This window comes from Acinetobacter lwoffii (assembly GCF_024129855.1).
Lineage (GTDB): Bacteria > Pseudomonadota > Gammaproteobacteria > Pseudomonadales > Moraxellaceae > Acinetobacter > Acinetobacter lwoffii_L.
This window is the reverse complement of record NZ_JAMXXC010000022.1, coordinates 11,967-34,565: the sequence shown is the minus strand read 5'-3', so window position 1 is coordinate 34,565 and position 22,599 is coordinate 11,967. Positions and strand designations below refer to the sequence as shown.

The following is a 22,599-nucleotide window of genomic DNA, read 5'->3' as shown; positions in this document are numbered from 1 at the left end:
CATGAGTATTCAGATTCAGAAAATCGGCATTATTGGTGTAGGCACGATGGGTGCAGGTATTGCCCAGATCGCGATTCAGTCTGGTCATGATGTGGTACTGTTTGATGCCAAAGAAGGGGCAGCCGAACAGGCACAGGATAAACTGGCCAAAACATTAAATACCTTGGCAGATAAAGGTAAATTCAGCCATGAAAAAGCCGCTGAAGATATTGCTCATCTGTCGACTGCCCAGCAGCTAGAAGACCTGAAAGATTGTGACTTGATTGTTGAAGCGATTATTGAAAATCTGGAAATCAAGCAAAAACTGATGCAGCAACTGGAAGGAATGATAAAACCAGAGGCGATTCTGGTATCTAATACCTCTTCATTGTCGATCAGTGCAATCGCTGCCAACTGTGAGCAGCCAGAACGTGTTGCCGGTTATCACTTCTTTAATCCGGTCCCACTCATGAAAGTGGTCGAAGTGATTGAAGGCTTTAATACCCGTGCTGACATTATTGAAGCATTAACCCAGCTTTCTACAAAAATGGGTCATCGTCCGGTCAAAGCTAAAGATACTCCAGGGTTTATCATTAACCATGCCGGCCGTGCCTTTGGTAGCGAAGCCTATGCAATTCTGAATGAAAATGTCACACCATTTTATGATATTGACAGGATCTACCGTGACGGAATCGGTTTCAAGATGGGGCCGTTTGAATTAGGTGATCTGACCGGTATGGATGTCTCGCATCCGGTGAGTGAATCGATTTATCATCAGTATTATGAAGAAGCACGTTACCGTCCAAGCGTGATTACCCGTCAGCGTTTTATTGCCAAGCAGTTAGGTCGTAAAACTGGTAAAGGTTTCTATGATTACACTTCAGGTAGCAAAGAAGGTGATGTTGCTCCAGCATTGGTTGAAAAGTTAAGTCAATATCCATCAGTCTGGCTAGGCACCGAATATGACGAAGACCGTCAGGCACTTGAGCAATATCTGCAGCAGTTCAATATCCAGATTGAGCAAACTGAGACACCTTCAGCAGAGGCTTTAATCCTGATTGCCACTTATGGTGAAGATGCAACTTCAGCCGCTGTCCGTTATCAGCTGGCACCTCAGCAAGTGGTGTGTATCGATCTGCTATATGGTCTGAACAAACACCGTACCTTGATGCCAACTTTTATCACCCAACCTGAGCTGGTAAAAGCAGCCCAATCGATTTTCAATCTGGATGGTGTGACCGCCAGCGTAATTCAGGAAAGCGTAGGCTTTGTGGCTCAACGTGCTTTGGCAATGATTGTGAATCTCGGCTGTGATATTGCCCAGCAAGGCGTTGCAACGGTAGAAGATATCAATATCGCAGTAAAATTAGGCCTTGGCTATCCATATGGGCCAATTGAATGGGGGGATGTGCTGGGAGCTGAAAAAATCCTGAAAATTCTGGATCGTATGACTGCGATTACCCGTGACCAGCGTTACCGTCCAAGTCCTTGGTTGCGTCGCCGCGTTCAGCTTGGTCTACCACTTGTTCATACAACACATTAATTAGAAAGTTAAAGGAATAACACTCATGTTAAATGCATATATTTATGATGGTTTACGTTCGCCAATCGGTCGCCATGCAGGCAGTCTGGCAAGCGTACGTCCAGATGATCTGGCAGCAACAGTCATTAAAAACCTGCTGGAAAAAACCGGTATCCCGGCAGCAGATGTAGAAGATGTAATCTTTGGTAGCACCAACCAGGCCGGTGAAGACAGCCGTAATGTGGCACGTTTTGCAGCATTGTTAGCAGGTATGCCGGTAACAGTTCCAGGTCAGACGGTAAACCGCTTATGTGCATCAGGTCTCGGTGCTGTGATTGATTCGGCACGTGCCATTACTGCAGGTGAAGGCGAGTTGTACATTGCCGGTGGCGTAGAAAGTATGACCCGCGCGCCTTTTGTGATGGGCAAAGCAGAAAGTGCTTATTCACGTGATGCCAAAATTTATGACACCACGATTGGTACCCGTTTCCCGAACCGTAAATTTACGGATCAGTTTGGCGCGCACAGTATGCCTGAAACAGGTGATAACGTGGCTGAAGAATTTGGTATTAGCCGTGAACAGGCTGATACCTTTGCTGCTGCATCACAGGCAAAATATCAGGCAGCGAAAGAAGCAGGTTTCTTTGAAGGTGAAATTACCCCGATTGAAGTTTCTCAAGGACGCAAATTGCCGCCTAAACAAATTACTGAGGATGAGCATCCACGTGCTTCTTCAACATTTGAAGCTTTATCCAAGTTAAAACCGCTATTTGAAGGTGGTGTAGTAACAGCAGGTAATGCATCAGGAATCAATGACGGCGCTGCAGCACTGATTATCGGCAGTGAAAAAGTGCAGGAACAGTATGGCTTAAAACCTTTAGCTCGTATTCTGTCTTCTGCAGCCGCTGGCATTGAGCCACGCATCATGGGAGCAGGCCCAATTGAAGCGATTAAAAAGGCAGTACAGCGTGCGGGTTTGACGCTAGACGATATGGATATCATCGAGATTAATGAAGCCTTTGCCAGTCAGGTATTATCTTGCCTGAAAGGTCTGGATGTCGCTTTGGATGATCCGCGTGTCAATCCAAATGGTGGTGCGATTGCCATTGGTCATCCACTGGGCTGTTCGGGTGCGCGTTTGGCTTTAACTGTTGCACGTCAGTTACAGCGTACTGGTAAAAAATATGCCGTGATCAGTCTATGTATCGGTCTGGGTCAAGGCCTGGCGATGGTAATTGAAAACTCTGAAGCTGCATCACAGCTTTAGTCATAGCCTTAATGCTATGTATATATGATATGCATGGCATTTTTTATTGAGATTTTTCTTTTAAAATAAAAATCCCTGCCTGAGCAGGGATTGACTACGTCAGTGTAATGATTACTTACGACCAGTGACTAATAATGTTGCCGACCCAAAGGCATAAACTTTACCTTCTTTATCGATAATTCGGCCTTCTGAGGTCAGTACATTGCGTCCGATCCGGATAATTTCACCAATAGCTGTATAGGTTTCACCACTTTTCATTGCTTTCAGCATTTTCACATTCAGGTCAATTGTTGAGAAACTGACACCTGCATCTACTGTCGTATGCACGGCAGCGCCAGTAGCACTATCTAGAACCGTTGCACAAAAGCCGCCATGAATACCACCCTGTAAATTGTAATGGCGCTGATCAGGACGCACCTCATATTCCACATAGTTTTCGCGCACCAAAGTTAGACGCATGGGAATAATTTCACTCATGGCTGAACTGGAAATTTCCCCATTCTTAATTGCGGTGAGATATTCAAGTCCGTTTAGTTGTGATGTTGGCATATCAACTCCTTGTAATGATTTATTTCGCTTTATGAAATAATATTCTGTTTCTCTAAATTTATGATATAACAGATAGTGATCGAAATGCTATATTTTTCCAGGATGGAATGATGACAATAAAAAATCTCGTCACAGATGCTGAATGGCAGGCACGTTGTGAACTCGCAGCACTTTATCGCATTATCGCGCATTACCGGATGACGGATCTGATCGATACTCACATCAGTTTAAGAGTCCCTGATCAGCCTGACTGTTTTCTGATTAATCAGTATGGTGTCGCTTTTGAAAAAATGTGTGCTTCAACGCTGGTCAAGATTAATCATGAAGGGCAGGTCGTAGAAAGCTATGAACAGGACAAGCCGGTGAATATGGCTGGCTTCGTCATCCACTCCGCAATTCATGAAGCACATGCTCATCTGAACTGTGTTATTCATACGCATACCGCAGATGGCATAGCAGTTTCTGCACAGAAACACGGACTTCTGCCCATTTCCCAGCACGCCATGAAGTTTTATCAGCAGGTGGCCTATCACGAATATGAAGGCGTGGCACTTTCAACAGATGAACAAGAACGCCTGATTCAGGACCTGGGCGGCCATCGCGCCATGATTTTACGCAATCACGGACTTTTAACGGCGGGCGAAACCATTGCACGGGCCTTTCATGAAATCTATTTTCTAGAGCGTGCCTGTCAGGCACAGGTGAAGGCCTTAAGCGGCGGTGCCGAACTGCATTATCCAAGTGAAGATGTACGAATTAAAACCGCCAAGCAGTTCGCCAGTCCTTTAGTTGAACCGATTTTACAGCGTGCCTGGCAGGCCGCTTTGTCTTTGATTGAGCATCAATATACGGAGTATGCATCATGATTGTGATATCCAGTACTGTGCCGAATATTGAAGCAATTCTGGTGAAGTCTTTTCAGAAATATGCGCCTGAGGGTAGTTTTTGTACACTGGACAGCCCGGAAGCAGAACTGGCGACCACAGCAGCTTCGTGGTTTCCAGATCTAGAAAAACTCCGACAACTTCCAGAACTTGGTCTGATTCATTCGATTGCTGCAGGAGTCGAACATTTAAATTTAAACGAGATTAGATCTGACCAGTCAGTCTGCCGGGTACTGGATCCACATCATCAAAAAGGCATGTTTGATTATCTGCTTTGGGGTGTGCTGTATTTTCAGCGTTATTTTGACCGCTTGATCCAGCAGCAAAAGCAGCAGCTATGGAAACAGTATCGTCAAAGTTATAGCCATCATATCCAGATCGGGATTATGGGCCTTGGCCATATGGGCGGGTATGTGGCAAAACGTTTTGCCGACATGGGCTATCAGGTGTCTGGATGGTCCAATTCCCCAAAAGAGATTGCTCAGGTCAAAAGCTATGTAGGCCAAGAACAGCTTTCCGAGTTCCTGGCCCACAGCCAGATATTGATTAATCTGCTGCCACTCACTGAAGAAAACACCGGTATTCTTTCTGCTGAATTATTTCAACAGTTACCTGAACACGCTGCTCTTATTCAGGTGGGTCGTGGGCAGCATTTAATCGAGCAGGATCTACTCAATGCACTGGATTCAGGTCATCTCCGTGGCGCAATTGTCGACGTATTTGAACAGGAGCCATTAGCTGCTGAACATCCATTCTGGCAGCACGAAAAGATCGTAGTTACACCACATGTTGCCTCACATGCGCCCATGTCTGTGGTGGTGGAACAGATTCTGGAAAATGACCGACGCTTAAATCTCGGGCTGGATTTATGCCATCAGGTAGATGTCAATAAAGGCTATTAATTGTAGGGATACAAGCAAAAAATAAGGAAATTAATGATGTGGGAAACGATTCAAACTCGGGTTAAGCAAGGCGTCGCAACTTTAAGCTTTAACCGCCCGGATTCACTCAACAGTTTTAACCGGCAGATGCATGAGGAAGTGCAGCAGGTGCTGAAAAACTGGAATACAGCTCCGGATATTCGGGTGATTGTGATCCGTGGTAATGGCCGGGCGTTTTCAGCGGGACAGGATTTAAAAGAACGTGCTGGACAGCTCGGCAATGTGCCTTTGCCACCGCAAGGCTCGCTGGCCAAATACTATAATCCCTTGATTAATCTGATCCGCCAGAGTCCCAAACCGGTAATCGCAGCAGTGAATGGTGTGGCTGCTGGTGCAGGTGCCAATATCGCGCTGGCCTGTGATCTGGTCATTGCCAAGGAAAGTGCCCGATTTATTCAGGCCTTTTCTAAAATTGGCTTGATTCCTGATGCCGGTGGCACCTGGATGTTGCCACGTTTAATCGGTTATGCACGTGCCATGGCACTTACTTTTCTGGGGGAACCGGTGCATGCCAAAGAGGCCGCTGAAATGGGCATGATCTGGAAAATGCTTCCAGATACAGAATTTGATGCTTATATCGACGACATTGCACACCGATTATCTCAACAGCCGACTTATGCGCTGGCTTTAACCAAACAGGCCTTGCAACGCAGTGCTGAAAATAACATAGACCAGCAACTGGAGCTGGAACAAAACCTGCAATATCTGGCTCTGAGCAGTCAGGACTATAAAGAAGGTGTCCAGGCTTTTGTCGAAAAACGCCCTGCACAATTTACCGGATGCTAAGGAGAGCATTTATGAAAATTCAGACCCGTATTACCGAGCTTTTAGGCATTCGCTATCCAATTATTCAGGGCGGCATGATGTGGGTCGGTACCGCAGAAATGGCCAGTGCCGTATCTAATGCAGGTGGCTTGGGAACATTAACGGCATTGACTCAACCGACGCCTGAAGCCCTGGTCAAGGAAATTGCACGCTGCCGAGAAATGACCGATCAGCCTTTTGCGGTCAATCTGACTTTATTGCCCGCTGTGAATCCGCCGCCATATGCAGAATACCGACAGGCGATCATTGAAAGCGGTATCAAAATCGTAGAAACAGCAGGCAACAAGCCTCATGAACATATTGAGGCGTTTAAGCAACACGGCATTATTGTCATTCATAAATGTACTTCCGTCCGTCATGCGCTTTCAGCACAAAGAATCGGTGCGGATATCATTTCGATTGATGGTTTTGAATGTGCGGGCCATCCGGGTGAAGACGATATTCCTGGCCTGATTTTAATTCCTGCCGCTGCGGATCAGCTTACTGTGCCGATTGTGGCCAGTGGCGGTTTTGCTGATGGCCGTGGTCTGGTCGCAGCTTTGGCTTTAGGTGCTGAAGGCATCAATATGGGTACACGCTTTTGTGCCACTAAGGAAGCGCCGATCCATTCAAACATCAAACAGTTCTATGTCGATAATGATGAAAGGGCGACACATCTGCTGTATCGACAGTTCAGGAATACTGCCCGTGTTGCCAAAAATGCGGTATCTGATCTAGTGGTTAAAATGAGTGAAGATCCAAATCTGGAGTTTGAACAGATTCGGCCTTATGTCAGCGGTTTAAAAGGCAAGCTCGCTTTAGAAAATGGCGATATTGATGCTGGTGTACTGACTGCAGGTCAAGTGATGGGATTGATTCATGACATTCCGACTTGTCAGGCGCTGATCGAAAATATCATGCAGGAGGCAGAGCAGATCATTCATCAGCGTCTGACTCATTTCTTGGCTCGTTGAACCATTTCATTGACGATCAAACAAAAAAGCCATTCCGTCATGAATGGCTTTTTTTCATCCTGAAGATTTTTTATTTTTAAATGGGAAATTTCATCGAATGACTAGATTTTATTCTTTAAATTATATTATAGTGGATTTAAAACATAATTTCGTATTATGAAATTAATTGTCATAAATATACAAATTAGAACTCATACAAGGGAATTACGATGAGAAATTATATTGCGCCATTAAAAGACATGAAGTTTGTCCTGAAAGACCTGTTAAACGTTGAACAGAAATATCAGGGCTATGCAAAATTCGCAGACAAGGTTTCTATGGATATTATGGAGCAATATCTGGAAGTCGCTGCGGACTTTTGCCAAAACGAACTTCTACCGATTAATGCGACAGGCGACCAGCAGGGTTGCCGTTTGCAGGATGGCATCGTAACTACTCCAGATGGGTTTAAAGCAGCTTATGACAAATATGTAGAACTCGGCTTTACCTCTTTAACCGGTGATGAACAATATGGCGGTCAGGGCTTCCCAACTTTATACCGGATTGCTATTTCTGAAATTATTACTGCAACCAACTGGTCGTGGGGGATGTACCCAGGTCTGTCACATGGTGCCATGCGTACTTTAGAGCACCACGGTAGTGATGAACAAAAACAGAAATTCCTGGTACCTTTAATTGCAGGTCGCTGGACTGGAACCATGTGCTTGACTGAATCTCATGCCGGTTCTGATCTGGGGCTGATCCGTACCAAAGCTGTGCCAAATGAGGACGGCAGTTACAGCCTCAGTGGCGAGAAAATCTTTATCTCAGCCGGTGAACATGACCTGGCTGAAAATATCGTGCATATCGTACTGGCACGTTTACCGGATGCGCCTGCGGGAACCAAAGGTATTTCGCTGTTTATTGTTCCGAAATACAATCTGGATGAAGCTGGTAATGTGGCTTCCCGTAATGGCGTAGTGTGTAGTGCCATTGAACACAAGATGGGCATTCACGGTAACGCGACCTGTGTGCTGAATTTTGATAATGCCAAAGGTTTCCTGATTGGGCCTGAAAATCGCGGCCTGAACTGCATGTTTACCTTTATGAACTCGGCACGTATCGGTACAGCCATTCAAGGCTTGGCAGCCGCAGAATCTTCTTATCAGGGGGCATTGGCTTATGCCAAAGACCGTCTGGCGATGCGTTCACTTGAAGGTGCAAAAGTGCCAGGCCAGCCTGCAGATCCGATTATCGTGCATCCGGCAGTACGTAACATGCTGCTGACTCAAAAGGTGTTTGCAGAAGGTTCACGTGCACTTGCATATTATCTGGCGACCTATGCCGATATCGCTGAAGCCACTGAAAGCCCTGAAGAGAAAAAAGCAGCTGAAGACCGTCTGGCATTACTAACCCCAATTGCCAAAGCGTTAATGACCGAAACTGGCATAGAATCAGCTAAACATGGTATGCAGGTTTTCGGTGGTCACGGTTATATTGCTGAACATGGCATGGAACAGATTGCCCGTGATGCCCGTATTGCCAGCCTCTACGAAGGAACCACTGAAATTCAGTCCATTGACTTGCTGGCGCGTAAAGTGTTGGGCTCAAAACTGGGTCTGTTGACCGCATTAACCGATGAAATCCAAGCTTATGTGAAAGAGCATCAGCAACATGTCCAGTTCAGCCAGCAAGTTGCACAAGTCAGCCAGTTGACTGAACAATGGCTGAAATTAACCAGAACCATTCAGGAGCAGGCTCAGCAGTCTGCCAATGAAATTGGGGCAGCATCAGTTGACTACCTATATTTCTCTGGTTATGTCGTATCCGCTTATTTGTGGCTGAAAATGGCAATTACTGCGCAGCAGAAAATTGAAGAAGGCAATACTGATCCGTTCTATGCAGCCAAGATCAAAACTGCACAATTCTTCTTTGCGCGTATTTTGCCAAGAACTTCAACCCACTTTGCCAATATTCAGGCGGGCGGTGAAAGCCTGTTTTTACTTGAACCTGAAGAGTTCAAATTCGATTAAACCTTTTGACCCACGATACTCGTGTCGTGGGTCTTTTTTAATAATTTTTGCATCCTCACCCAATTCAAATATTGAGATTTATTCTCGGATATTGAATAAACCATAAAACAACAAGATCAGGAGTCTATATGGATTTAGACATGATTACTCGACAGTGTCCTTATGCTGATCTGCAGCTTAATTTTCATGAAGTCGGACAGCGTTCTGCATTTCCGACTATTATTTTGATTCATGGCACCGGTGGAAATACCGACAAGCATTTCAGCTATATTTTTCCGATGCTGGGTATTCATCAGCGGGTTTTATCCATTGATTTGCATACCCCGAATAAAGCTGATCTAAAGGTGACTGATTTTAGCCAACAGGTTGAAGCATTGATTCAGTATGCAGTTGCAAAAGATGAAACCATTACAGTGGTCGGCTATTCACTCGGTGCCGTGATTGCTGCACAAGTAGCAGCCAGTTTAAAACAGCGCGTAGCGCGTTTGATCCTGTTAGCCGGTTGGGCCAAAACCAGCTCGGTGCAACAACTACGTACTGTCATTTGGCAGCAATTATTTACTGAACAATCTGCGGCCTTGCCGCATTTTGTCAATTATTGCCTGTATAGCGATGATTATCTGTCTGCACGAAGCGAACAGCAGGTGTTGGATCTGGCACGCTTTGTCAAACCTTCCCAAGATGCAGCCAAACAGCGTGAACTGAATTATCGCATTGATATTACATCGATCTTGCCTGAGATTCGTGCAGAGACGTTGATTGTGGCTTGCCGTGAAGACCGCATGGTGCCTGTAGCGCAAGCTAAACTGCTGTTTGCTTCAATTTCGAACAGTCGCTATATCGAAATTTCTTCAGGACATGCGCTCTATGTCGAAGCGCCAGCAGAGGTGGTGCAACTGGTGAACCAGTTTAGCCAGCATCCACAGCAGTATCCGGCCAATCAAAAAATCCAGCCGTCGATGCCTTAAAACAGGAGAAAAATAATGCAAGCTCCAGTACAGCGCAACAAAATTTTAATCGTAGGCAGCGGTTTTGGTGGTTTGGGCATGGCAATCCGTCTGAAACAGCAGGACATTCACGATTTTAAAATCATAGAACGTGCCGCAGAAGTGGGTGGAACCTGGCGTGACAATACCTATCCCGGTGTCGCCTGTGACGTACCCTCCCATTTATATTCTTTTTCTTTTATTAAAAATCCGGACTGGTCACGCATCTTTCCGCAAGGGGCAGAAATCCAGCGCTATTTAATTCAGTGCTGTGATCAGGAGCAGATTCGTCCACATATTGATTTTCATACGTTGCTGGAAAAAGCCAGCTGGAATGCCAAAGAACGCATCTGGGAAATTCAGACCTCCAAAGGCCCGTATCAGGCAGATTTTTTAATGACTGCAACCGGGCATCTGGCAGATGAGCATCTCCCGAAAATTCCGGGGCTGGAAGAATTTGAAGGCCAAGTGATGCATTCCGCGCGCTGGAACCACGAGCTGAATCTGGAAAATCAACATGTCGTTGTGGTGGGTTCTGGTGCTTCTGCCATCCAGCTTGTGCCGGAAATTGCAAAAACTGCCAAAAGCCTGACTGTCTTGCAACGTAGTGCGCCCTATATTTTGCCCCGACCAGACCGACCTTATTCTGAGTCAGAAAAACAGCTTTTTCGCAAAGATCCGGACAGTATGACAGCCTTAAGACATTCCTTGTTTTGGGGCAATGAATACAATTTTGCCCAGCGCCGTAATCTGAAAAGCCAGATTGAGCGGGTCAAGAAAAACTGCCTGCAATTCTTAAAACATCAGATTTCAGATCCAGAGCTACAGCGTAAATTGACGCCGAATTATGAACCTGGTTGTAAACGCTTATTGCTTTCTAATGATTATTATCCGACTTTTTTAAAACCCCATGTCACCCTTGAAGATTCAGCATTAGCACAAATGACCAAGGATGGTGTTATAAGCCAGACTGGAAATAAATTTTCTGCAGATATCATCGTATTTGCCACCGGTTTTGAAGCGGCACGTCCACCCTATGCCGCAAAGGTGGTGGGTAAACAGGGTTTAAGCCTGGAGCAGCAATGGTCCAGCGGTATGCAGGGTTATCAGTCAACGACCGTACACAACTTTCCAAATCTGTTCATCCTGAATGGCCCCAACACCGGAAGTGGGCATAATTCAGCGCTTTATTTTCTGGAAACCCAGTTTGATTTGATTCTAGATGCCTTGCAGTTTTTTGAGCAGGAACAGATTCAGGTCTTTGAAGCAGATCAGAGTGCTGAAAATAGCTATATGCAGGAGCTACAGCAGCTTTCCCAAGGTAGTGTCTGGTTATCGGAAAGCTGTAAAAGCTGGTATCTGGACCCGGTCAGTCGCAAGCTGACTTTGGTCTGGCCGGATTATGCTCATTCATTTAGGGATAAAAATCAGCATTTTATTCGTAGCGGTTATCACTACCAGTATGTTGAATCGAGACAGCAGAAAGTGGTTTAAAAATATTTAATTAAAATCAAAATCTTATGGTTTAAATGATACAAAATAATTGTAAATCCAGGACAGGAGTATAGTCATGAGCAGTCAGCCATGGATGGAAGAATATAAAAAGTGGAATATCAATCCGGAGTTTACCCGGCCAGATCCTGAGAAAACCCTGAGCACGATAATTGCTGAGAATTTGGTAAAATTTCAGGATAAAACCGCATTTATCTATCTAGATCGCAAATTCAGCTATCACGATATCGATGTGTATAGCCAGAAACTGGCTAGCTATTTACAGAGTCTTGGGCTGACTGCTGGCAGCCGTATTGCGGTGATGTTACCGAATATTATTCAATATCCAATCGCTACCTTTGCCATTATTCGGGCCGGTTATGTGCTGGTCAATGTCAACCCCATGTACACCCAGCGCGAGCTCTATCATCAGCTACAGGATTCAGGTGCAGAAGCCTTGATTATCCTTGGACAGACTTTGGAGCAATTAACAGCATTAGAGGAATGTCCTCAACTCAAATATGTTATTTCGACGCATTCGCCGGATTTTATTCAAGAGCAGCAAAGTGCTATTTATAGTCAGGCAACACAATATCCGGATAAACAGTTCTTTGACTTTAGGCAGGCAATAAATCAGGTAGAAATTATTGATTTCAAAACACCTGTACAGCATCAGGAAGATACGGTCATTCTGCAATACACGGGAGGTACCACAGGTGTTTCTAAAGGTGCAGAACTGAGCCATCGCAATATTTTATTTAATATCGCCCAGAACAGTACCGTATTTATCAGCCATTTTGGTGACCGCTATGCCACTGAAAATGAATATGTATTCTGTGCCTTGCCGCTGTATCACATTTATGGATTTACCATCTGCCTGTTCAGTTATGGTTTAAGCCGTGGTTTCGCCAATGTTCTGATTCCAAATCCGAGAGATCTGGATGCTTTGGCGGATCAATACCAGAAACATCCACCCACTGTTTTCCCTGGGGTGAATACCATGTTTAATGCACTGGGACATCATCCACGTTTTCGTGAACTGGATCATTCAAACCTGAAAACTACAACTGGCGGGGGAGCATCGATTTTAAAAAATACGGCAAATTTATGGTATGAGGTCACAGGCTGCCAGATTTATGAAGGCTACGGACTTTCTGAAACCTCACCAACTGCAACTTTTAACCCGCCTTTAAGCCGGCGATTTAGTGGCACGATTGGCTTGCCATTGGCAGGGACTGAAATTCTGATTCTGAATGATGAAGGAAAACCTGTAGAGCTTAATCAGGCTGGAGAAATAGCCATACGTGGTCCACAGGTGATGAAAGGATACTGGCAGCAAGCCGAAGCAACAGCACAGGTATTTACCAAAGATGGATTCTTCCTGACAGGTGATATCGGTTGTATGGACGAGCAGGGCTATATCACCATTCTGGACCGAAAAAAAGACATGATTCTGGTGTCCGGATTTAATGTTTATCCCAATGAGCTGGAAGGCGTACTGTCCAAACACCCTAAGATACTGGAATGTGCAGTGATTGGTATTGATGATGAAAAATCTGGACAGGTACCCAAGGCATTTATTGTGAAACAGGATGAAACTCTAACCCAAGATGAAATCATGACTTATCTGAAGCAGCAACTGACCAGTTATAAATTGCCGAAATACATTGAATTTGTGTCCGAACTACCAAAGTCTGCAGTAGGCAAAATTCTGCGTCGTGAACTGCCTCGTACTGTTCAGCCCAGCGCTAAGGCCTGTTAAGGAATGATCTAATCCATTATCTTTAAAATAAAAAAGGAATCGCAAGATTCCTTTTTTACTGCTTGCAGGCTTATCGCTGCTGGATAACTTTTTTGCTTTTCAGTTCTTCCATTTCAGCAGAACTTAAATATTGACTCAAAATGGCATCAGTATCTTCACCCAGACAAGGTGGGGCCTTTTTATATTCTACCGGTGTCTTGGAGAGTTTAATCGGTGAACCGATTGAGGTGTAATCTTCACGTAAAGTATGCGGCATCTGAATCACCATATCGCGTGCCAATACCTGTTCTTCTTGCAAAGTCTGTTTCAGGTCATTGATCATTCCTACCGGTACTTTAACTGCATGAATCAGATCCACCCAGGTTTTTGCCGGTCGAGTATAGAAATGAGCCTGTAGAACTATGGTCAGTTCTTCACGATGTGTAACACGTCCTGAATTTTTCAAGAAGCGAGGATCTTCTGCCACCTTAGCCAAACCAACGGCCTGACACAAAGCTTGGAATTGCAGATCATTACCACAGGCAATAATAAATTCACCTTCCTGGGCTTTGAACACCTGATAGGGCACAATATTGGCATGCGCATTTCCGAAGCGACCGGGAACTTTGCCTGAGGTGAGATAATTCATGGCCAGAACAGAGAGGGAAGCAACTTGGGTATCTAACAGCGCCATATCAATATACTGACCTTCACCGGTTTTCTCACGGGACAACAAAGCCGCCTGAATGGCAATTGCGGCATATAAGCCGGTAGTCAAATCGGCAAAGGCCAGACCTGCTTTTTGCGGGCCACCACCGGGCAGATCGTCACGTTCGCCAGTGACACTCATCATGCCGCCCATTCCCTGAACGATAAAATCATAACCCGGCTCTTGCGCACGCGGACCGTTCTGGCCAAAACCGGTAATGGAACAATAGACCAGTCGCGGATTTAGCTGGCTCAGACTTTCATAATCCAGCCCATATCGTTTCAACGAACCGGCTTTATAGTTTTCAATGACTACATCACTCTGTTCAGCAAGTTTTTTGATAATACTTTGACCTTCAGGTGTAGATAAATCGATTGCAACCGAATGCTTGCCACGGTTGGCTGACAGGTAATAAGCCGATTCATGGGTATCTTGCTGGTGATTGTTTTTAAGCCAAGGTGGTCCCCAGATACGGGTATCATCCTCATGATCCGGTTTTTCAATCTTGATCACTTCTGCACCCAGATCAGCCAGAATCTGGCTACACCAGGGCCCAGCCAAAATCCGGCTTAAATCCAGTACACGAAATCCTGTTAAGGCACCCATTATTACGCTCCCTGTTCGATCATATTCAAATGACATATCGTTCTTATCCCTCTTTTTAAAGCTATATGAAAATGAAAGAACAATCAACTTTATGATAATAAATTTCGTATAACAAAATAAAACATCTAAAATGATGAATATTCATCTTATTTTCTTTAGCCTGATGCAAATATAAGTATGAACGAAGAACAAGAGGTCACTGATAAAAAGGAAAAAGCGATCTCCCAGACAGAATTAAAAAAGGAGTCAATCAAGTGAATTAAAAACGGATTAGCCTTAAAGCATATTCATTAGCGGAATAGCTTTAAATATAAAAGATCATGAAAACCTAAGGATAGGAAAACAGAGATTTAAATATGACGGATTTAGCGAGAGAATTAGAAAAGATTAAACCTACGACCAAACGAACGCAGCAAATTGCTTTTATTTTCGCCTTTCTGGCTTTACTGGTAGATGGCGCGGACATGTTGCTGCTGTCTTTCAGTTTAAATAGCCTGAAAGCAGAGTTTGGTCTCAGTAATCTGCAGGCCGGTACACTAGGCAGTTTTACCTTAGCAGGTATGGCGATTGGTGGCTTTATGGGTGGCTGGGCCTGTGACCGTCTGGGCCGTGTACGTACCGTAGTCATTTCGATTCTGGTATTTTCCATATTGACCGCAGCCTTAGGCTTTGCACAAAACTTTGAACAATTTGCTGTTTTACGCTTTCTGTCTGCTTTCGGCATAGGCTCTTTATATATTGCAGCCAATACGCTCATGGCTGAATATGTTCCAACTGAATATCGCACCACGGTTTTAGGTACCTTACAGGCAGGATGGACCGTCGGTTATATTATGGCCACTGTACTGGCAGGCTGGATCATTCCGGAATATGGCTGGAGAACCCTGTTTTTTATTGCCATTATTCCCTCGGTTATGGCGATTTTTATCCAGAAACTGGTTCCTGAGCCAGAATCCTGGCAGCGTGCACGTTTGCAGCGTCTATATGCCCCAGCTGAAATCACAGCACAGCAACCCGCCAAAAAAAGCACAGTCAAAGAGATTTTCGCGGATCCTGCGAATCGCAGAATGTTTATTTTGTGGATCTTTACGGCCGGTTTTCTGCAATTTGGCTACTATGGCGTAAATAACTGGATGCCGGCATATCTGGAATCTGAATTGCACATGAATTTTAAATCCATGGCCGGTTATATGATTAGTACCTATGTGGCCATGATTTTCGGCAAAATTCTGGCGGGATTTGCCGCAGACCGTCTGGGTAGACGCGCTGTCTTTTCGTTTGGAGCAATTGGAACGGCGATTTTCCTGCCCGTGATTGTGCTATTCAATACGCCAGATAACATTGCCTATCTGCTGATTTTCTTTGGATTCCTGTATGGCATTCCATATGCGATTAATGCCACATATATGACTGAAAGCTTTGCGACATCGATCCGTGGTACAGCAGTCGGTGGTGCTTATAATGCAGGTCGTATTGGGGCCATGTTTGCACCTGCGATTATTGGCGCAGCAGCGAGTGGTGGTTCAATTGGATTAGGCTTCCTGATTATGGGCGGTGCCTATTTCTTGTGTGGTGCAGTGTCCGGGATCTTTATCAAAGATCGTCAATACGACCCACAAAAAGCATAATGATATTTTAAACAATGATGTTAAAAATGAGCCTCATAAGGGCTCATTTTTTTTATCTATTTATTTTAAAAATAAGTTTTCTATTTTTTATTGGTCCGACTCTTTTTGCAGATGAATACTTTTTAGTCCATCATTTACTTTATTGAGTAGATGAATCAGGGTAATCACATCATCAAAAGCCAGTTTATTTAAGGCCTGTCCATAAAACTCAAAAAAATCATCCTGCAGACTATCCCAGGTCTGAAAACCTTCAGTGGTGAGTGCAACAATTTTGGCACGTCGATCCTGCTCATTGATCACTCGCTCTACCAGTCCATCACGTTCCAGTCTTTTTAATACGGCATCCAGATTTTGTCGGCTTACCCCCAGATATTCGGTCAGATCTGAAAAAGACATTCCTGATTTAACTTTTGGACGGGACAGGGCACCCAGCACTGCCCAATGTACTGGAGATATTTTTAGCTCATTGAGGCACTTGCGGTCCAGGCTGTTGCCCACCTGAAACAGCCGGAAAAAAAGCCGGTTATGAGCAGAATATAAGGATTGATCATATTTTTTTGACAACGTATCACTCACAATATTGGACATCCTCAAAACTGAAATAGCCGAGCCGCGCAGAGTATAACCTATCGCTTTTTCGCACAAACCAGTTTCTATTATAATTTGATTTAAAAATCATAGTGTTTTTGCAGAAATTTTCCTATTTAAATTCTGAGTCAATCAGTTTTATGGTTTGGAAATCTCTCTTTTTCTCCTCACTTCCATTGCGCTCACTCGTCAAATATCTAAGGTTTTCTTCCTAATTTTAAAGGAATAAATTATCTGTCATGCAAAAGACATAATTTGGCCCTAGAGTGAAGTCGGATTCAAATTAATCTAAAGCCAAAAAACAATATAGGTCAATACATTGAATAATTAAAAATATTAAGTTAATGATAAATATATAAATAATAATTTATAATTATTATTTTATGTAAATGCATTGACATAAATTCAATCTCTTTCTATTTTAGATAAAACACACCGAATTAAAACAACAGCCAATTAAATTCGACAACAAAATAGCGTAGGGATGAGCAATGAAAGGACTAAAAGACAAGGTTGTGATTGTGACAGGCGGAGCAGGCGGAATTGGTTCAGCCACCTGCCGACGTCTGGCAGAGGAAGGCGCCAAAGTTGCCATTTTCGATATGAATCTGGAAGCGGCTGAAAAGCTGGCAAATGAAATCAATCAATATGGTCAGGCACTGGCAATTCAGTGTGATATTACCCAAATGGACGTGGTTGAGCAGGCGGTTCAAAAAACCAAAACTGAACTCGGTCCAATTGATGGACTGGTCAACAATGCCGGCTGGGATATTTTTAAACCTTTTGTTAAAACCAATCCGCAGGAATGGGAAAAACTGATCCAGATTAATCTGGTCGGTATGCTGAATATGCATTTTGTAGTGCTGAAAGGCATGGTTGAACGCAATTCCGGCAGTATTGTCAATATTGCTTCTGACGCAGCTCGGGTCGGTTCTTCAGGTGAAGCAGTCTATGCGGCCTGTAAAGGCGGCTTGTTATCTTTCTCTAAAACGCTGGCACGTGAACACTCACGTCACAACATCAAAATAAACGTGATTTGCCCGGGACCCACCGATACGGCTTTGCTTGCAGGCGTGACTGAAGGTGCATCAAATCCGGAAAAATTACGTGAAGCCTTTATTCGTGCCATTCCGCTGGGTCGCTTGGGTCAGCCGGATGATTTAGCTTCTGCCATTGCCTTTTTCTTGAGTGATGACGCCAGCTTTATTACCGGGCAGGTACTCAGTGTTTCTGGCGGTTTAACCATGAACGGTTAAACGGACATCATCATTAAATCTCATAATAAACACAGTTCAATCAGATAGATAAAAACAGTACAGGATGTAAAGAAAATGAATTTTGAAGATATCTTATATGAAGTTAAAAAAGGTGTTGCCTGGATCACAATTAACCGTCCGGAAAAAATGAATGCCTTCCGTGGCACCACCTGTGACGAACTGATCAAGGCATTGAATAAAGCAGGTTATGACCGTAACGTGGGTGCAATTGTATTGGCAGGCGCGGGTGAGAAAGCTTTCTGTACCGGTGGTGACCAGTCTGCACACGATGGCAATTATGATGGCCGTGGAACGATCGGCTTACCGATGGAAGAGTTGCATACCGCCATCCGCGATGTACCTAAACCGGTAATTGCACGCGTACAGGGCTATGCTATTGGCGGTGGCAATGTGTTGGCAACCATTTGTGACCTGACCATCTGTTCAGACAAAGCCATTTTTGGCCAGGTTGGTCCGAAAATGGGATCGGTTGATCCGGGCTATGGCACGGCATTTTTAGCGCGTGTGGTAGGTGAGAAGAAGGCCCGTGAAATCTGGTATATGTGCCGCCGTTATTCTGGTCAGGAAGCTGTGGAAATGGGTCTGGCGAATAAATGCGTACCGGCCGATCAACTGGATGCCGAAGTGCAGGCCTGGGCTGAAGAAATCTGTCAGCGTAGTCCGACTGCCATTGCAATTGCCAAACGCAGTTTCAATATGGATACCGCACATCAGGCGGGTATTGCTTGCATGGGCATGTATGCGCTGAAACTTTATTACGATACTGAGGAGTCTCGTGAGGGAGTCAATGCACTGAAAGAAAAACGTCAGCCTGAATTCCGTAAATATGCTAAATAAGGAGACTGCTCCATGAAAAAGAATCCTTATATCACTGAAGAACTCGAGTTTTTGGCAGAAACAGCAGAAAAATTTGCCCTGAAATATATTGCTCCCGGCTTTCTGGAACGCGACCAAAGCCGAGTCTTTGACCGTGATCTGGTCAAAAAGATGGGTGAAATGGGTTTTATTGCACCTGAACTACCGGAACAATACGGCGGTCAGGGCATGGGTAGACTGGCGGCTGGAATTATCCATGAAGCCATTGCCAAAGCGGATTTAAGTTTTTCCTATATCAACTTGTTGGCTTCTTTAAATGGCCAAATTCTAGCCGAACATGGTCAGCCTGAAGTAGTTGAGCCTTGGCTGAAAAAACTTACTGCAGGCGAAGCTATCTTTTCAATTGCCTTGACCGAGCCGCGAGGCGGTTCTGATGCAGCCAACTTGCGTTTAAAGATTGAACGTGATGGCGACGAATATGTGATTAACGGCGAAAAGACCTCAATTTCTGCGGCCGATCAGGCAGATGCATCTGTTGTTTTTGGCCGTACTAGTGCCAATGAAGATGGTGCGCATGGCGTGACAGCGCTCTTGGTTCCGATGAATTTACCGGGCATTAGTACCACACGTTTTGACTGTCATGGTCAGCGCGCCATTGGTCGCGGTTCAATCTTTTTTGACAATGTTCGCGTGCCAGTCAATCACCGTCTAGGGGATGAAAACAAAGGTTTTGTGCAGGTGATGCAGGGCTTTGATTTTTCACGCGCACTGATTGGCCTGCAGGTCTTGGCCGTTGCACGGGTGAGTCTGGATGAAGCCTGGGAATATGCCGCGCAACGCGAAGCTTTTGGTCAGCCATTGACTGCTTTTCAGGGAGTTTCACATCCTCTCGCGGAATACGAAACTCAGGTTGAGGCTGCACGCTTACTTTGCCTGCAAACCTTATGGCTCAAGGACAATCATCTGCCACATACCTCTGAAGCAGGCATGTGTAAATGGTGGGGGCCAAAACTGGCCTATGATGTGATTCATCAATGTCTGTTGACTTTTGGCCATGCTGGTTATGACCGTGGTGTGATGGAACAGCGTATGCGGGATGTACTCGGTTTCCAGATCGGTGATGGAACAGCACAAATCATGAAAACGATTATTGCGCGGCATAAGGCAGGACGTAAGGCTGTACCAGCTTAAGGAAAATAAGCACAGGCCTGAACTAAAATTATAATGAGGAGTAAGCGAATGGATTTCGATGCGGTTCTGATCCCGGCCAGAAAAGAGGCCATGCTCAAACAGGGATACTGGTTAAATCAAATGATTCTTGATTTTTTACGTAGCGCCGTAGAAAAGAATCCGGATAAAATAGCTTTAGTAAGCGTTAAGGTCGAGAATCAAACTGAACAGACTTTCAGCTATCAGCAACTTTGGGACATGACCAATAAAATTGCCTTGGGTCTGAAACAGCTGGGTGTTGAAAAAAATGATGTGGTGTCTTGCCAGTTACCGAACTGGTGGGAATTTACCTTGCTTTACCTGGCTTGTAGCCGTATTGGCGCCGTATTGAATCCACTCATGCCGATATTCCGTGAGCGTGAACTGGAATTCATGCTGAAACATGGTGAATCTAAAGTTTTTGTAGTGCCTAAAACTTTCCGCAATTTTAGCCATGAACAGTTGGCCAATCAGCTACAAAGCAAGCTGGACACCCTGCAACATGTTGTCGTAGTAAATGGTGAAGGCGAGAATAATTTTGATCGCCTGTTACTCAACCATGGTCTGGAACAGAATGCTGCAGCCGTTGTTGCACTAGATGGGCTGGAATCTGGCCCGGATGATATTACCCAACTGATCTTTACCTCGGGCACTACAGGTGAACCGAAAGGCGTGATGCATACCGCTAATACCTTGTTTTCCAATATTGTGCCTTATGCAGAGCGTTTGCATTTAACTGAAAATGATGTGGTATTGATGGCGTCACCGATGGCGCATCAGACCGGATTTATGTATGGCCTGATGATGCCGATTCAGCTCAATACCAAAGTGGTATTACAGGATGTCTGGGATGTCTCCAAAGCAGTAGACTTGATTCATCAGCATCAGGTGAATTTCACCATGGCTTCAACGCCATTTTTGAACGACCTGTCCAATACTGTGGCTGAACAGCATGACAAAGTCGATTCACTGAAAATTTTCCTTTGTGCTGGTGCGCCAATTCCGGGACCATTGGTACAAAAAGCCCGGGAAATTCTGGGTGTTAAAGTCATATCCGCTTGGGGTATGACCGAATGTGGTGCGGTGACACTGACCCGACCTGAAGATGAAGATGAGCGCTCTTTCAATACTGATGGCATCGCTTTGCCAGGCGTGGAAATCAAGATCGTGGATAAAAAAGGTCAGACCAAAGCCGTGAATGAATCCGGTCGTTTGATGATCCACACCTGTTCAAATTTTGGCGGTTATTTAAAACGTCCACATTTGAACGATACAGATACTGAAGGCTGGTTTGATACTGGCGATATTGCCTATCAGGATGAGCAGGGTTACATCCGGATTTGCGGACGTAAGAAGGATGTGATTATTCGGGGCGGGGAAAATATTCCGGTCGCGGAAATTGAATCACTACTTTATAAGCATCCGAATATTGCAACAGTGGCTTTAGTGGCTTATGCAGATGAACGAATGGGCGAGCGTGCCTGTGCAATCATCAAACTGAAAGATCAGACAAAGCCGTTAAGTTTTAACGAGCTGGTAGATTTCCTGAAAACTCATAATCTGGCCATGCAGTATCTGCCGGAACGCCTGGAGATCTGGGAGGATATTCCGATGACGCCATCCGGAAAAATCCAGAAATTCAAACTCAGAGAATTACTGGCACAGCATATTGCCTCAATGGCAGTTGAAGTAAACTAAATCTCTGAATATATACAAATTAAACCCTGAATAATCTTGCATCATTCAGGGTTTTTCTTATTCAAAAAGAAGCGATCTAAAGGGTTAATACGAATTTTAGATTAACTTCTACTTTAATAATTTTAATAAAGCTTCAGCCGTTGCAGCAGAAGAGGCGGGGTTTTGTCCAGTAATGAGCAGACCATCTTGTTGCACGTATACCTGCCAGTCCTCAGTTTTAGAATATTTCCCACCTTTTTCTTTCAGCATGTCTTCAACTAAAAACGGAACGATGTCTGTCAAACCCACACCGTCTTCTTCGGTATTACTGAAACCGGTGACTGTCTTGCCCTCTACAATCGAATGGCCTTTGGCATCTTTTACATCACGCAGGACACCCGGAGCATGACAGACCAGCGCAACAGGTTTATCTGCCTGCAAGGTTTGCTCAATTAAAGAAATGGAATTCTGGTCTTTGGCCAAATCCCATAGTGGTCCATGACCACCCGGATAGAATACAGCATCAAAATCCTGATTTAAGACTTCACTCAGTTTATGCGTATTGGCAAGTGCCTGCATGGCCACTTCATCTGCTTCAAAGCGTTTGGTGGTTTCGGTTTGCGCATCCGGCTCATTACTTTTCGGATCTAGTGGTGGCTGACCACCTGCAGGAGATGCCAAAACTACCTCTGCGCCTGCATCAACAAAGGTGTAATAAGGCGCAGCTAGCTCTTCCAACCAGAAGCCAGTTTTTTTGCCAGTATCGCCCAGCTGGTCATGTGAAGTCAGTACCATCAAGATTTTCATATTATTTTCCTGTAGCTCATTAAAAAACATCGCGAATGATCGACTGTTAATTTAACAAGTCATGAGCGTCAGGAATGTTGTGATACGTTCATTTGCTGTATCGATACGTTGTTGTTTCAGTTGATTTAACTA

The 22,599-nt window shown here is 44.6% G+C and carries 19 protein-coding genes; 15 read left to right on the top strand and 4 right to left on the bottom strand.

The annotated features are described in order from the left end of the window. Position 1: 1 nt before the first annotated feature. Both NI465_RS13365 and NI465_RS13360 read left to right on the top strand, forming a co-directional pair. Positions 2-1,522 (top strand): 3-hydroxyacyl-CoA dehydrogenase, encoded by a 1,521-nt coding sequence (locus NI465_RS13365; RefSeq protein WP_253145672.1) that lies wholly within the window; start codon positions 2-4, stop codon positions 1,520-1,522. Between the two features lie 25 nt (positions 1,523-1,547). Next, positions 1,548-2,768 carry a 3-oxoadipyl-CoA thiolase gene (locus NI465_RS13360; RefSeq protein ID WP_253145671.1) on the top strand — a complete coding sequence of 407 codons (1,221 nt, stop codon included), beginning with the start codon at positions 1,548-1,550 and terminating at the stop codon, positions 2,766-2,768. A gap of 111 nt (positions 2,769-2,879) precedes the next feature. On the opposite strand, the gene NI465_RS13355 is transcribed toward NI465_RS13360, so the two are convergent. Continuing rightward, on the bottom strand, positions 2,880-3,317 hold the full coding sequence (locus tag NI465_RS13355; RefSeq protein ID WP_253145670.1) for a PaaI family thioesterase: 438 nt from the start codon (positions 3,315-3,317) through the stop codon (positions 2,880-2,882). 110 nt (positions 3,318-3,427) lie between these two features. On the opposite strand from NI465_RS13355, the gene NI465_RS13350 reads away from it, so the two are divergent. The 8 genes from NI465_RS13350 to NI465_RS13315 all read left to right on the top strand — a co-directional run bounded on the left by NI465_RS13350 (position 3,428) and on the right by NI465_RS13315 (position 13,171). Next, the gene (locus NI465_RS13350; protein WP_253145669.1) at positions 3,428-4,183 is read left to right on the top strand and encodes a class II aldolase/adducin family protein; all 756 of its coding nucleotides are present in this window, start codon (positions 3,428-3,430) and stop codon (positions 4,181-4,183) included. Continuing rightward, positions 4,180-5,103, top strand: coding sequence for a 2-hydroxyacid dehydrogenase (locus tag NI465_RS13345; RefSeq protein WP_253145667.1), 924 nt, complete (start codon positions 4,180-4,182; stop codon positions 5,101-5,103). The genes NI465_RS13350 and NI465_RS13345 overlap by 4 nt, the downstream gene beginning before the upstream one ends. Before the next feature lie 36 nt (positions 5,104-5,139). After that, positions 5,140-5,928 carry an enoyl-CoA hydratase-related protein gene (locus tag NI465_RS13340; RefSeq protein WP_253145665.1) on the top strand — a complete coding sequence of 263 codons (789 nt, stop codon included), beginning with the start codon at positions 5,140-5,142 and terminating at the stop codon, positions 5,926-5,928. 11 nt (positions 5,929-5,939) lie between these two features. Continuing rightward, positions 5,940-6,920, top strand: a complete 981-nt coding sequence (locus tag NI465_RS13335) for an NAD(P)H-dependent flavin oxidoreductase (RefSeq protein WP_253145663.1) — start codon at positions 5,940-5,942, stop codon at positions 6,918-6,920. Between the two features lie 209 nt (positions 6,921-7,129). Continuing rightward, the gene (locus tag NI465_RS13330; RefSeq protein WP_253145661.1) at positions 7,130-8,932 is read left to right on the top strand and encodes an acyl-CoA dehydrogenase C-terminal domain-containing protein; all 1,803 of its coding nucleotides are present in this window, start codon (positions 7,130-7,132) and stop codon (positions 8,930-8,932) included. Positions 8,933-9,060: 128 nt separating this feature from the next. Further along, entirely contained in the window at positions 9,061-9,900 is an 840-nt protein-coding gene (locus NI465_RS13325) for an alpha/beta fold hydrolase (protein WP_253145659.1), read from the top strand. Between the two features lie 15 nt (positions 9,901-9,915). Further along, entirely contained in the window at positions 9,916-11,412 is a 1,497-nt protein-coding gene (locus tag NI465_RS13320) for a flavin-containing monooxygenase (RefSeq protein WP_253145658.1), read from the top strand. Positions 11,413-11,488: 76 nt separating this feature from the next. Further along, positions 11,489-13,171, top strand: coding sequence for an AMP-binding protein (locus NI465_RS13315; RefSeq protein ID WP_253145657.1), 1,683 nt, complete (start codon positions 11,489-11,491; stop codon positions 13,169-13,171). Between the two features lie 70 nt (positions 13,172-13,241). On the opposite strand, the gene NI465_RS13310 is transcribed toward NI465_RS13315, so the two are convergent. Then, complete coding sequence (locus NI465_RS13310; RefSeq protein WP_253145656.1) at positions 13,242-14,465, bottom strand: CaiB/BaiF CoA transferase family protein; 1,224 nt, start codon at positions 14,463-14,465, stop codon at positions 13,242-13,244. Between the two features lie 356 nt (positions 14,466-14,821). On the opposite strand from NI465_RS13310, the gene NI465_RS13305 reads away from it, so the two are divergent. Continuing rightward, positions 14,822-16,093 carry an MFS transporter gene (locus tag NI465_RS13305; RefSeq protein ID WP_184412886.1) on the top strand — a complete coding sequence of 424 codons (1,272 nt, stop codon included), beginning with the start codon at positions 14,822-14,824 and terminating at the stop codon, positions 16,091-16,093. Between the two features lie 87 nt (positions 16,094-16,180). On the opposite strand, the gene NI465_RS13300 is transcribed toward NI465_RS13305, so the two are convergent. After that, positions 16,181-16,669, bottom strand: coding sequence for a MarR family winged helix-turn-helix transcriptional regulator (locus NI465_RS13300; RefSeq protein WP_034706362.1), 489 nt, complete (start codon positions 16,667-16,669; stop codon positions 16,181-16,183). A gap of 503 nt (positions 16,670-17,172) precedes the next feature. On the opposite strand from NI465_RS13300, the gene NI465_RS13295 reads away from it, so the two are divergent. From NI465_RS13295 to aliA, 4 genes are all read left to right on the top strand, one after another. Then, on the top strand, positions 17,173-17,937 hold the full coding sequence (locus NI465_RS13295) for a glucose 1-dehydrogenase (protein WP_180191018.1): 765 nt from the start codon (positions 17,173-17,175) through the stop codon (positions 17,935-17,937). Positions 17,938-18,012: 75 nt separating this feature from the next. Then, positions 18,013-18,795, top strand: a complete 783-nt coding sequence (badI, locus tag NI465_RS13290) for a 2-ketocyclohexanecarboxyl-CoA hydrolase (protein WP_219309430.1) — start codon at positions 18,013-18,015, stop codon at positions 18,793-18,795. A gap of 12 nt (positions 18,796-18,807) precedes the next feature. Then, the gene (aliB, locus tag NI465_RS13285) at positions 18,808-19,965 is read left to right on the top strand and encodes a cyclohexanecarboxyl-CoA dehydrogenase (RefSeq protein WP_219309431.1); all 1,158 of its coding nucleotides are present in this window, start codon (positions 18,808-18,810) and stop codon (positions 19,963-19,965) included. Between the two features lie 48 nt (positions 19,966-20,013). After that, positions 20,014-21,681 carry a cyclohexanecarboxylate-CoA ligase gene (aliA, locus tag NI465_RS13280; protein WP_219309432.1) on the top strand — a complete coding sequence of 556 codons (1,668 nt, stop codon included), beginning with the start codon at positions 20,014-20,016 and terminating at the stop codon, positions 21,679-21,681. Between the two features lie 108 nt (positions 21,682-21,789). Here aliA and NI465_RS13275 read toward each other — a convergent pair whose 3' ends face one another. Then, positions 21,790-22,467, bottom strand: coding sequence for a type 1 glutamine amidotransferase domain-containing protein (locus NI465_RS13275; protein WP_219309433.1), 678 nt, complete (start codon positions 22,465-22,467; stop codon positions 21,790-21,792). Positions 22,468-22,599: the final 132 nt, after the last annotated feature.